11 protein-coding genes are annotated in these 11,897 nt (G+C 73.8%); 9 read left to right on the top strand and 2 right to left on the bottom strand.

Features of this window, described 5'->3' with window-relative positions; all coding sequences use genetic code 11:
- Window positions 1-154 precede the first annotated feature (154 nt).
- The 9 genes from OG994_RS17240 (at window position 155) to OG994_RS17200 (ending at window position 9,908) form a co-directional block, all read left to right on the top strand.
- A complete protein-coding gene (locus tag OG994_RS17240; protein ID WP_328850318.1) occupies window positions 155-2,980 on the top strand; it encodes a Na+/H+ antiporter subunit A in 2,826 nt (941 codons plus the stop codon).
- Complete coding sequence (locus OG994_RS17235) at window positions 2,977-3,459, top strand: Na(+)/H(+) antiporter subunit C (protein WP_328850317.1); 483 nt, start codon at window positions 2,977-2,979, stop codon at window positions 3,457-3,459. Before OG994_RS17240 ends, OG994_RS17235 begins: the two co-directional genes overlap by 4 nt.
- Before the next feature lie 16 nt (window positions 3,460-3,475).
- Window positions 3,476-4,981 carry a Na+/H+ antiporter subunit D gene (locus tag OG994_RS17230; RefSeq protein WP_120331568.1) on the top strand — a complete coding sequence of 502 codons (1,506 nt, stop codon included), beginning with the start codon at window positions 3,476-3,478 and terminating at the stop codon, window positions 4,979-4,981.
- Window positions 4,978-5,568, top strand: a complete 591-nt coding sequence (locus tag OG994_RS17225; RefSeq protein ID WP_120331567.1) for a Na+/H+ antiporter subunit E — start codon at window positions 4,978-4,980, stop codon at window positions 5,566-5,568. Before OG994_RS17230 ends, OG994_RS17225 begins: the two co-directional genes overlap by 4 nt.
- A complete protein-coding gene (locus OG994_RS17220) occupies window positions 5,565-5,828 on the top strand; it encodes a monovalent cation/H+ antiporter complex subunit F (RefSeq protein ID WP_120331566.1) in 264 nt (87 codons plus the stop codon). The genes OG994_RS17225 and OG994_RS17220 overlap by 4 nt, the downstream gene beginning before the upstream one ends.
- The gene (mnhG, locus tag OG994_RS17215; RefSeq protein WP_120331565.1) at window positions 5,828-6,160 is read left to right on the top strand and encodes a monovalent cation/H(+) antiporter subunit G; all 333 of its coding nucleotides are present in this window, start codon (window positions 5,828-5,830) and stop codon (window positions 6,158-6,160) included. Before OG994_RS17220 ends, mnhG begins: the two co-directional genes overlap by 1 nt.
- A gap of 202 nt (window positions 6,161-6,362) precedes the next feature.
- A complete protein-coding gene (locus tag OG994_RS17210; RefSeq protein WP_120331564.1) occupies window positions 6,363-7,721 on the top strand; it encodes a hemolysin family protein in 1,359 nt (452 codons plus the stop codon).
- 73 nt (window positions 7,722-7,794) lie between these two features.
- Window positions 7,795-8,859 carry a hemolysin family protein gene (locus OG994_RS17205; RefSeq protein WP_120331563.1) on the top strand — a complete coding sequence of 355 codons (1,065 nt, stop codon included), beginning with the start codon at window positions 7,795-7,797 and terminating at the stop codon, window positions 8,857-8,859.
- A 125-nt stretch (window positions 8,860-8,984) separates the two neighbouring features.
- Complete coding sequence (locus tag OG994_RS17200) at window positions 8,985-9,908, top strand: sporulation protein (protein WP_120331562.1); 924 nt, start codon at window positions 8,985-8,987, stop codon at window positions 9,906-9,908.
- A gap of 23 nt (window positions 9,909-9,931) precedes the next feature.
- Here OG994_RS17200 and leuE read toward each other — a convergent pair whose 3' ends face one another.
- Window positions 9,932-10,600 (bottom strand): leucine efflux protein LeuE, encoded by a 669-nt coding sequence (leuE, locus tag OG994_RS17195; RefSeq protein WP_120331561.1) that lies wholly within the window; start codon window positions 10,598-10,600, stop codon window positions 9,932-9,934.
- Complete coding sequence (locus tag OG994_RS17190; RefSeq protein WP_328850315.1) at window positions 10,600-11,871, bottom strand: bifunctional pyridoxamine 5'-phosphate oxidase family protein/GNAT family N-acetyltransferase; 1,272 nt, start codon at window positions 11,869-11,871, stop codon at window positions 10,600-10,602. The genes leuE and OG994_RS17190 overlap by 1 nt, the downstream gene beginning before the upstream one ends.
- Window positions 11,872-11,897 lie beyond the last annotated feature (26 nt).

The raw sequence follows: 11,897 nt of genomic DNA, 5'->3' as shown, positions 1-11,897 counted from the left end.
GTGACGCCGGGGTCTTTTGGATGTGGGGCACCTTGGCGGGCGATACGGGCGATTTTCGCAGAATCCGCCCGAAGAGCGCGGAACTGACGTCTGATCGCATCTAGGCGCCGACCGCCGGAGGCGTCCGCCGCTGCCACCTCGACCGGGAGTGCGGGTGCTCGTACTGCTGATCCTCCACCTCGTGGCGGCACTCCTCGCGCCGCTGTTCGTCAGGTGGTGGGGTCCGCGCGCCTTCTACCCGCTGGCCCTGGCGCCGGCCGCCGCCTTCGGCTGGGCGCTGGCGCAGACGCCGGCCGTCCGGCACGGCGGCGCGGTGGTCGAGACGTACGCCTGGATCCGCCAGCTCCGCCTCGACCTCGCGTTCCGGCTCGACACGCTCTCCTGGCTGATGACCCTGCTGGTGGGCGCCGTCGGCGCGCTCGTGCTCGTCTACTGCGCCCGGTACTTCGGCCCCGGCTCCCTCGGGCTGGCCCGGTTCGCCGCCGTCCTGGTCGCGTTCGCCGGGGCCATGCTCTGTGTCGTCTTCGCCGACGACCTCCTGCTGCTGTACGTCGGCTGGGAACTGACCACGATCTTCTCGTACCTGCTGATCGGGCACAGCACCGAGCGGCGGTCCAGCCGCTGGGCGGCCGCGCAGGCGCTGATCGTCACCTCGCTCGGCGGGCTCGCCATGCTCGTCGGGTTCATCCTGCTCGGCCAGCACGCCGGTACCTACCGGTGGTCGGAGATCGGGGCCGGGCGGCTGCCCGACGGCGGCCACCTCGTCGCCGCGGTGCTGCTCATCCTGGCCGGCGCGCTGTCCAAGTCGGCGGTGCTGCCGTTCAACGCCTGGCTGCCGGTGGCGATGGCGGCGCCCACACCGGTGAGCGCGTACCTGCACGCGGCCGCCATGGTGAAGGCCGGCGTCTACCTCATCGGGCTGCTCGCGCCGGCGCTCGCCACCGTGGGGCCGTGGCGACCGGTCGTGCTGGTCGCGGGCGTGGCCACCATGATCGTCGGTGGCTGGGCCGCCCTGCGGCAGACCGACCTGAAGCTGCTGCTGGCGTACGGCACGGTCAGCCAGCTCGGCCTGCTCGTGGTGCTCGTCGGGGCGGGCACCCCGGACGCCGCCCTGGCCGGGGTCGCCATGCTGCTCGCGCACGCCCTGTTCAAGGCGACCCTCTTCCTCGTGGTCGGGGTGATCGACCACGGTGCCGGCACCCGGGACCTGCGCGAGCTCTCCGGGCTGCGGCACGGCGCGGCGCCGCTCGTGACCGTGGCGCTGCTGGCCGCCGCGTCCATGGCCGGGGTGCCGCCGCTGATCGGCTTCGTCGCCAAGGAGGCGGCCTTCGCCGCGTTCACCGACCGGCCGGTGGTCCTCGCCGGGCTCGTGGCGGGCACCGCGCTCACCGTGGCGTACAGCGTGCGGTTCCTGTGGGGGGCGTTCGCCGACCGGCCGGACGTCGCGCCGGCGCGCCTCGGCCGGGTCGCGCCGCCGCTGCTGCTGCCGCCGGCCCTGCTCGCCGTCGCGGGGCTGGTCGCCGGTCCGCTCGCCGGTGGTCTCGACCCTCTCCTGCGCCCGTACGCCGAACTGCTCGGCACGCTCCACGCGCACCTGGCGCTCTGGCACGGGCCGACCCCGGCGCTCGGCCTGTCGGCCCTGGCGCTGCTCGCGGGCGGCGCGCTCTTCGCGCTGCGCGGCCCCCTCGCCCCGGTCCTGGCCCGGCTGCGGGCGCCGGTCGGCGGGAATCCCGGCTACGAGTGGGTGGTCGGGCGCTTCGACCGGCTCGCCGTCGAAGTGACCGGCGCGACCCAGCGCGGCTCCCTGCCGCAGTACCTGGGCATCATCCTCGTCGTGTTCGTGCTGCTCCCCGGCGGCGCGATGCTGGCCTCCCGGCCCTGGCAGGAGCGGATCGCCCTCTGGCAGACCCCGTTGCAACTGGTCGTCGTCGTGGTCCTCGCGGTCGCGGCGGTGCTGGCGGTACGCGTACGCCGCCGGCTGACCGCCATGCTGCTGGTCGGGGTCACCGGCTACGGCACCGCGATGCTGTTCGTCCTCTCCGGCGCGCCGGACCTGGCGCTCACCCAGTTCCTCGTGGAGACCGCGACCATCGCGGTCTTCGTCCTCGTGCTGCGCCGCCTGCCGGCGCGCTTCTCGGCCCGTCCACTGCGCCGCAGCCGGTGGCTGCGCCGGGCGGTCGCCGTGGGGGCCGGCCTGGCGGCCGCCGGCCTCGCGCTGGTCGCCGGTGCCGCCCGGCAGAGCACCAGCATCTCGACGGCCTTCGCCGACCTGGCCGTCAGCGAGGGGCACGGCCGCAACGTGGTCAACGTGACGCTGGTCGACATCCGAGCCTGGGACACCATGGGTGAGATCTCCGTGCTCGTGGTGGCCGCCACCGGCGTGGCCAGCCTGATCTTCGAGCGGTCCCGCACCGGACCCCGGCCCCGCCGGCCGCAGCGGGAGACCCGCCCGCAGCGCCCCGGCCAACCCGTCTGGCTGCGGGGCGGTGCCCGCCTGCACGAGCGGCGCCGGTCGATCGTCCTGGAGGTGATCATCCGGCTGCTCTTCCACACGGTGGTGCTGTTCTCGCTCTTCCTGCTCTTCTCCGGCCACAACGCACCCGGCGGCGGCTTCGCCGGCGGGCTGGTGGCGAGCCTCGCGCTGGTCGTCCGCTACCTGGCCGGCGGCCGGTACGAACTGGCCGACGCCGCGCCGATCGGGGCGGGCACCGTGCTCGGCGCCGGGCTGGCCGTCTCGGTGGGCACCGGGGTGATCGCGCTGCTGGCCGGCGGCTCGGTGCTCCAGAGCGCCCGCGTCGACCTGTACGTGCCGGGGATCGGGCACTTCTACCTCGTCACGTCCCTCTTCTTCGACGTGGGCGTCTACCTCGTGGTGGTCGGGCTGATGCTGGACATCCTGCGCAGCCTCGGCGCCGAGGTGGACCGGCACATCGAGGCCGCCGACGCCCGCGTGGCCGCCGACCAGGGGGAGGGCCGGTGAACGGCGGCGGGGCGGGCCCGACGGCCGTGCTGGTCGTCGCCGTCGGCGTGCTCGTCTCCTGCGGGGTGCGCCTGCTGCTGGAGCGCAGCCTGACCCGGATCCTCCTCGGGATCGTCCTGCTCGGCAACGGCGTCAACCTGCTCATCATGATGGGCGGCCGCTCCGGCGGAGCCCCCGTGGTGGGCGCCGGTCCCGTCGACCGGATGAGCGACCCGCTTCCGCAGGCCATGGTGCTCACCTCCATCGTCATCACCTTCGGGCTCACCGCGTTCCTGCTCGCGGTCGCCTACCGCAGCTGGTACCTGACGGGGGACGACGAGGTGCCCGACGACGTGGAGGACCGGCAGATCGTCCGCCGGGCCGAGCGTGACGAGGTGGCCACCGCGGACCTCGGCGGCGAGGGGCCGGGCGCCGACCCGGAGCAGGTCGACCCGGAACCGGCGCGGCGGCGGCTGCGGCGCGGGGACGGCGTCGCATGACCCGGCGGGCGCCCCGATGAGCCGGCTGCTGCCCCTGCCGGTGGTGGTGCCGCTGCTCGGCGCCGCGCTGACCCTGGTGCTGGGCCGGTGGCCCCGGTTGCAGCGCGCCATCAGCGTGACCGGGCTCTCGACCACGCTGGTGGTCGCCGCGGTGCTGCTCGTGCAGGCGTACCGGCACGGGCCGGTGGTGCTGGCCGTCGGGGCGTGGCCGCCGCCGGTCGGGATCGTGCTGGTCGCCGACCAGCTCGCGGCGCTGATGCTGGTGGTGTCCTCGGCCGTCACCCTCTGCGTGCTGCTCTACTCGATCGGGCAGCGGCAGGCGGAGATCGGCGAGAACGCCCCGGTGACGATCTACCACCCGACGTACCTGGTGCTGACCGCCGGCGTGACCAACGCGTTCCTCGCCGGCGACCTGTTCAACCTCTTCGTGGCCTTCGAGATCCTGCTCGCCGCGAGCTTCGTGCTCATCACGCTCGGCGGCACCGAGGTGCGGATCCGGACCGGCTCGACGTACGTGGTGGTCAGCATCCTCTCGTCGATGGTCTTCCTGGCCGCCGTGGGGCTGGTGTACGCGGCCACCGGCACGCTGAACATGGCCCAGCTCGCCCAGCGCCTGGACGCGCTGCCGGAGGGCGTACGGCTGGCGTTGCAGGTGGCGCTGCTGCTCGCGTTCGGGGTCAAGGCGGCGGTCTTCCCGCTCTCGGCCTGGCTGCCGGACAGCTACCCGACCGCCCCGGCCCCCGTCACCGCGGTCTTCGCCGGCCTGCTCACCAAGGTCGGCGTGTACGCGGTCATCCGGACCGAGACGCTGCTCTTCCCCGGAGGTCAGGTGTCCCGGCTGCTCATGGTGGTGGCCGGGCTGACCATGCTGGTCGGAATCCTCGGCGCGGTGGCGCAGTCGGACATGAAGCGGCTCTTCTCGTTCACGCTCGTCAGCCACATCGGCTACATGATCTTCGGCGTGGCGCTGAGCACCGTGGCCGGGCTCGCCGGGGCGATCTTCTACGTGGTGCACCACATCACCATCCAGACGACCCTCTTCCTGGTGGCCGGTCTGGTCGAGCTGCGGGCCGGCAGCACCGACCTGCGCCGCCTCGGCGGGCTGGCGCGGATGGCGCCGCTGCTCGGCGTGCTCTTCTTCGTGCCGGCCATGAACCTCGCCGGTGTGCCGCCGTTCTCCGGTTTCCTCGGCAAGCTCGGCCTGCTCCAGGCCGGCGTCACGGCCGGCGGCGCGCTGCCCCTGGCGCTGGTCGCCGCCGGCACGCTGACCAGCCTGCTCACCCTGTACGTGGCCTCCCGGGTGTGGAACATCGCGTTCTGGCGCGAACCCCGGCTGGCCACCGAGGAGCCGGCCGTCCGGCTGCCCGCCACGATGGTGGGCGCCACGGTCGCCCTGATCGTGCTCGGGCTGGCGTTGACCGTGGCCGCCGGGCCGCTCTTCGACGTGACCGCCGACGCCGCCACCGACCTGCGCGACCGCACCCCGTACATCCGGGCCGTGTTCCCCGGCGGCACGCCGTGACCGGCGAGGAGCCGCCGGTCGGCCGGGTACGCAGCCGGGTGGGGCGGTGGCGGGACCAGGCGGCGGCGCTCGGCTGGCTGGTGCTGATCTGGAACCTGCTCTGGGGGGACTTCTCCTGGGGAAACCTGCTCGGCGGGCTGCTCGCCGGCATGGCCGTGCTGGTCTTCTTCCCGCTTCCGCCGGTCACGTTCGCCGGTCGGGTGCGCCCCCGGGCCCTGCTGGCGCTCGCCGGCCGGTTCGTCGCCGAGCTGGTCGTGGCGAGCGTGCACGTGGCCGCCGTCGCGGTGCGGCCCGGGTTCGTCCCGCGCAGCGCCGTCATCGGAGTTCCGCTGCGGGTACGCACCGACCTGAACCTGGCGCTCACCGCCGAACTGGTCTCGCTGGTCCCCGGCACGCTGATCCTCGAGGTGGACCGGGAGGCCGCGATCCTCTACCTGCACGTGCTGGACGTACGCGGGCCGCAGGGCCTCGCGGACAACCGTCAGCGGGTGCTCGACATCGAACGGCGCATCGTCCGGGCCATCGGCTCGGCGGACGAACTGCGCCGGGTGCACAGCGATCCCGTCGAGAAGGAGAACACCTCGTGACCACGTTCCTCGTCGTCGTCCTCACCGCGCTGTTCTCGGTGACGGCGCTGCTCGTCCTGGTCCGGCTGTACCGGGGCCCGTCGCTGGTCGACCGGGTGGTCGCCGCCGACATGCTGCTGGCCACCATGGTCGGCTCGGTCGCCGCCGAGGCGGCGGTCAACCGGCACGCGACCACGCTGCCCGTGCTCGTCGTGCTCTCCCTGCTCGGCTTCGTCGGCTCGGTCTCCCTGGTCCGGTTCGCCGTGCGGACGGAGGCCTGATGGTCACCGTCGTCGCCGACTGGCTGGGTGCCCTGTTCCTGGTGGCCGGCGCGCTGCTCGCCCTGGCCGCCGGGATCGGCGTGCTGCGCTTCCCCGACGTGCTGGACCGCATGCACGCGGCCACCAAACCACAGTCGCTCGGGGTGCTGCTCGTCCTGACCGGGGTGGCGCTGCGGCTGCGGTCCCCGAGCGACCTCGGGATGGTGGCGCTCGTCGCGATCTTCCAGCTGGCCACCGCCCCGGTGGCCGCCCAGATGATCGGCCGGGCCGCGTACCGCTCCGGGCGGGTCGACCGTGACCTGCTCGTCGTCGACGAACTCGCCGACCGCTGATCGGGCACACAGGCAGTGCCGGCCGCACCTTCCGGCAAACCGGATAAGCGGGAGCCTTCGGCCACCCTCAGCGGACGTACAGCCAGCGCCGATAAAATGGCCGCATGATCGACTCTTCTGCCCCGGAGGGCAGCAGTAGCCAGCCGGGTCATGCCCGGCATCCGATGGCCCCGACGCCGTTGCGGGGAGCCCTGAGCCTCCCGTGTTGATCGTCCTGGGCCTGGTCCTGATCATTGTTCTCACCGCACTCACCGGCTACTTCGTGGCTCAGGAGTTCGGCTACGTCGCCGTGGACCGCGGCAAGCTGCGCCAGCTCGCCGAGGACGGCGACCAGGCCGCCGCGCGGGCACTCGAGGTGACCGGCCGGCTCTCCTTCATGCTCTCGGGAGCCCAGCTCGGCATCACCGTGACCGCCCTGCTGGTCGGTTACGCCGCCGAGCCGTACCTCGGCGCCGGTCTGGCCGACCTGCTCGGCCTGGCCGGGGTCGCCGAGTCCGTCAGCCTTCCGCTGTCCGTCGCGCTGGCCCTGATCATCGCCACGGTGGTGCAGATGGTCCTGGGCGAACTCGCCCCGAAGAACCTCGCCATCGCGCGCGCCGAGTCGGTGAGCCGCGTGCTGGCGCGTTCCACCCTGATGTACCTGAAGGTGGCCGGCCCGGTGGTCCGGCTGTTCGACCGGGCCGCGGTGCGGCTGCTGCGCCGGGTCGGCATCGAGCCGATCGAGGAGCTGCCCAGCGGCGCCACCCCGGAGGACCTGGAGCAGATCATCGCCGAGTCCCGCCAGGAGGGGCACCTCGACGTGGAGATGTCCACGCTGCTCGACCGCGGGCTGGACTTCCGCGAGCTGACCGCCGGCGAGGCCATGGTCCCGCGGGTGGACGTGCACAGCGTCCGCGCCCACGACCCGGTCAGCCGGGTGGTCGAGCTGCTGGACACCGGCCACTCGCGCTTCCCGGTCCGGGGAGCCGAGGGCGTGGACGACCTCGTGGGCGTCGTCGGCATCGCCGACGTGCTCGGCGTACCCCCGCAGGAGCGCGCCACCACCCCGGTGAGCGCGGTGGCCGTACCGCCGCTGCTGGTGCCCGAGACGCTGCCGCTGCCCACGGTGCTCGACCGGCTGCGGTCAGGCCACCGGCAGATGGCCTGCGTGGTCGACGAGTACGGCGGCTTCGCCGGGGTGATCACCCTGGAGGACATCGCCGAGGAGCTGGTCGGCCCGATCCGGGACGAGGACGACCCGCCGGAGCGGGCGCCGGCCCGGCAGGCGGACGGCTCCTGGGTGGTGCCGGCCCGCTGGCGCATCGACGAGGTGGCCGACAGCACGGGCATCGCCCTGCCCGAGGCGCCGGAGTACGACACCCTGTCCGGCCTCGTGATGCGGGAACTGGGCCGGGTGCCCGAGGTGGGCGACCGGCTGGAGATCACCCTCCCCACGGACGGGGAGGACGGCGAGGTCGAGCCCCGCGCGCTGGTCGAGGTGCTGGCCGTCGACCGCCACGTGGCGGACTCCGTGCGGCTGCGGCTCACCGAGCCGGGCAAGCGCCCGGAGGTGTCGGCGTGAGCGCGAGGAATGAACCGAAGAGCCCCGCGCTCGCGAACAGTGGGTCCGGCATGACGGCAGGAGGGGTGCGCCGATGAGCCCGGGCATCGCGCTGTTCACCTCCGTGGTGCTGCTGGCCCTGAACGGCTTCTTCGTGGCCGCCGAGTTCGCTCTGGTGGCCAGCAAGCGGTACCGGCTGGAGCAGGCCGCCGCCGGCGGCGGGCGGGCCGCGCGGGCCGCGCTGGACGGCGTACGCGAACTGTCGCTGATGCTGGCCGGCGCGCAGCTCGGCATCACGCTGTGCACGCTGGGCCTCGGTGCGCTCGCCGAGCCGGCGATCGAGCACCTGGTGAGCCCGGCGCTGCACCTGGTCGGGTTGCCGGAGGCCGCCAGCCACGCGATCGCGCTGGTCTTCGCGCTGGCGCTGGTCACCTTCCTGCACCTGGTGGTGGGGGAGATGGCGCCGAAGTCCTGGGCGATCACCGACGCCGAGCGGTCGGCCATGCTGCTGGCGCTGCCGTTCCGCGCGTTCGCGCGGGTGTCCCGGCCGGTGCTCTCCGCGCTCAACGCGCTGGCCAACTCGATCCTGCGGCTGGCCCGGGTGAACCCCCAGGACCAGCTCGCCCAGGTGCACGGGCCGGACGAGCTGCGGATCCTGCTGGAGCAGTCCCGTGAGCACGGGCTGCTCGGCGCCGAGCAGCACCAGCTGCTCACCAGCATGCTGGAGCTGCAGGGCACCACGGTGGCCCAGGTGATGGAGCCGTTCTCGACGATGGTCACGGTCCACCGGGACGACTCGGCCGAGCGGATCGAGCAGGTCAGCCGCGAGAGCGGCCGGTCCCGCCTGGCGGTCCTGGACGCGGCGGGCGACGTCTGCGGCCTGGTGCACGTCCGGGAGGCGGTGCGCGCGGTCACCACGGGTCAGCACGCCACCGCCGGCGAGCTGATGAGCACCGCCTTCACGCTCCCGGCGGAGGCGTCGGTGACCGAGGCGGTCGCCGCGATGCGGGCCCGCCAGTCCCAGCTGGCCCTGGTGCGCAACGGTGGCGGCCCGGCCCGACCGGTCGGCTTCGTGGCGCTGGAGGACCTGCTGGAGGAGGTCATCGGCGAGTTCGACGACGAGACCGACCCGGTGCCGCGCGGACGTCGGCTGCGCTGAAGCGGAGGGGTGTTTTCGCTTCGTCGAAGTCGTGGTGAGCCGGCCGGTGCTCCGCGACAGTTGAGGTGCCTCGCGGATCGGGGAACCGGTCCGCGAGGGGCGATCTCACGGCGGGAGGCGGTCCGGTGCGGTTCACGGGTGTGTCGCCGGAGTCCAGCTGGACCGGCCTGACCGTGCGTACCGCGCTGACCAATCCGAGCACCCGGCCGGGCCTGAAGCTGCCCGGCCGGGTGACGGTGACCGCCGGTTCCGTGGACGTGCCGGTGCAGCACGTCCGGCTCGGCCTGGTGACCACCGCCGAGTCGGAGGACCCGTCGGCGCCCCGCCGCCTCGTGCAGTTCCACGAGGCGGCGCTGACGGGCGCGTTCGTGCTCCGGGCCGGACGCGGCCGGACCATCCCGTTCGAGTTCCCGGTGCCCTGGGAGACCCCGGTGACGGTCTTCGGCGGCGTGCCGCTGCTCAGCCTCCGGATGGGCCTGCGGACGGAGGTGGCCATCGAACCGCAGCTCGACCAGGGTGCCCTCGTGCCGGTGTTCGTGCACCCGCTGCCCACCCAGGCGCACGTGCTGGCGGCACTCGACACGCTGGGCTTCAGCCTGCGCCAGGCCGGCCTCGTGGACGCCCGGCTGCCGGGCGTGGAGCAGACGCTGCCGCTGCACCAGCGGATCGGCTACTGGGTCGCCCCGCTCTACGCGGGCCCCATCACCGAACTCGAACTGGTCTTCGTGACCAACGCGGCGGGGTTGGAGGTGATCCTCTGGATGGACCGCCGGCTCGCGCTGGCCGGCGTGACCCACCAGAGCATCAGCCGGTTCCGCGTCTGGCACGCGGGCGCGGACCGGCGGGACTGGGTGGCCACGGTGGACGGCTGGCTACGCGAGGCCATCAACCGGCACGCCGCGACCGCCGCCCACGCGGACTGGTCCGCACAGATCACGGAGTCCGCGCACGTCAGCCGACCGCCCGACGATCCGGTGCCGCCGGGGTTCGGCCTGGGCGGCACCGCCGGCAGCGCCGGCGTGGGCGGCGGCGGAGGCGACGGCACCTGACCCGTGCGGGGCCGCCCGGCCGGTCACATGCTCGCGGTGGCGAGCTTGACGCTGAAGCCGAGGAAGAGGGCGGCCACCCCCGTGGTGGCGCCCGCCGCGAGCCGCCGGCGCCGGCGGAACTGCGCGGCCAGGAACGTACCCGTGAAGATCAGCGCGGTGAGGTACAGCGCGCTGGTCACCTGCGCGATCAGCCCGAGCAGGCCGAACGAGAGCACCGGCCAGGGGTACGCCGGGTCGACGAACTGGATGAAGAACGAGACGAAGAAGAGGATCGCCTTCGGGTTGAGCAGGCTGATCACGAGCGCCTTGCGGAACGGGCTGCGCAGCTCCGCGGGCTGCGCGGCGTCGATGAGGCGCGGCGTGCCGGGGTCGTTGCGGTCGCGCCAGCGCCGCCAGGCGCCGCGGAGCATCGTGAGCCCCACGTAGCCGAGGTACGCGGCGCCGGCGTACTTGATCACGAGGAACAGCGGGGGGTACGCCTTGAGCAGCGACGCCACCCCGGCGGCGGAGAGGAACATGAGCACCCCGTCGCCGAGGAAGACCCCACCGGCGGCCCGGTAGCCGGCGCCCACCCCGCGCTTGGCGGCGGTGGACAGCACGAAGAGGGAGTTGGGCCCGGGCAGCAGCACGATCGCCACGGTGCCCACCACGTACGTTCCGATGTCGGTGATCCCCAGCACGCCGGACATCATCACGCCACCCGTGCCGCCGGGCGAAGCCTTTCCCGCAGGGCGGCCTGTGCCGTCGGCCACTCGTCGACGGTCATGGCGTACTGCACGGTGTCCCGCCACGATCCGTCGGGGCGCTGCCGGTGCCGCCGCAGCACCCCCTCGCGGGTCGCGCCGAGCCGCTCGATCGCCCGCTGCGAGCGCTCGTTGCGGATGTCGGTGTGCCAGACCACCCGGACCGCGTCCAGTTCCTCGAAGGCGCGGGTGAGCAGCAGCAGCTTCGCCTCGGTGTTGATGCCGCTGCGCCACCACGGCCGGCCCAGGAACGTGTAGCCGATGGCCACCGACCGGCGCTCGGGATCCACCTCGTAGTACGACGTCGTGCCGACCACCGCGCCGGTCACCGCGCAGCGCTGCACCCACGGCACCCGCTCGCCCCGGTGGTGGGCGGCCAGGGCCGACGCGACGATCTGGCGCGTCTCGGCCGCGTCGACCGGCTGCCGGTTGCCGAGGTGCCGCCAGACCTCCGGGTCGGCGGTGGCCGCGTGCAGCTCGTCGGCGTGGGCGAGGTCGAGGGGTTCCAGCACGACGTGCTCCCCGCGCAGCACCGCCGGGTCGTGCCACGGCGAGGGCGGCGTCCGCAGGTACGCGGGCAGCGGCGCGCGGACGCCGGCGTCGGGCTCGGGCACGCCGGCCGTCAGCCGCAGCGGCACCACGCCGGCCCAGTACGGCAGGGCGAGGTCGGCCTCCTCCTCGCGTACGCCCCCGGTGCGGGCGCGTAGCGAGACCTCGCGCAGCGGCAGCGCCAGGACGGCCGTCTCGGCCAGTTCCTTGCGGGTCGGCGGGCGACTGTCCGCGCTGCGCCCGGCGGCGACCTTCTCGACCAGCGCGGTGAGCACGCCGGCCTTCTCCCGTTCGTCGGTGACCAGGTGGGCCGTGCCGTGCGCGACCACCGACCGGTAGTTGGCGCTGTGGTGGAACTGGGAGCGGCCGAGGACGAGACCGTCGAGCAGGGTGACCGACACGCACACGGGCAGGCCGGCGCCCCGGGCGGCGAGCAGCGGACGGCTGCCGGTGGAGCCGTGCAGGTAGAGCGTGTCACCGACGCGGACGTGCAGCGTGGGCAGCACGCGCGGTTCGCCGTCGACGGTGAACGCCAGCGCGCAGTGGTACGCCTCGTCCAGCACGGCGTGGGCGGCGGCGCGGTCGTAGCTCATCCGGTCGCGGGAGCGGCTCGCCGTCGTCCGGCCGGTCGGGGGGTACGTGGTCCGCTCGGCGTCAGGGGTGGTGGTCATCGCGTCGCCCTTTGTTCTAGTACAAT

Source organism: Micromonospora globbae (assembly GCF_036184225.1).
GTDB classification, from domain to species: domain Bacteria; phylum Actinomycetota; class Actinomycetes; order Mycobacteriales; family Micromonosporaceae; genus Micromonospora; species Micromonospora globbae.
This window is presented reverse-complemented; position numbering and strand designations above follow the sequence as displayed.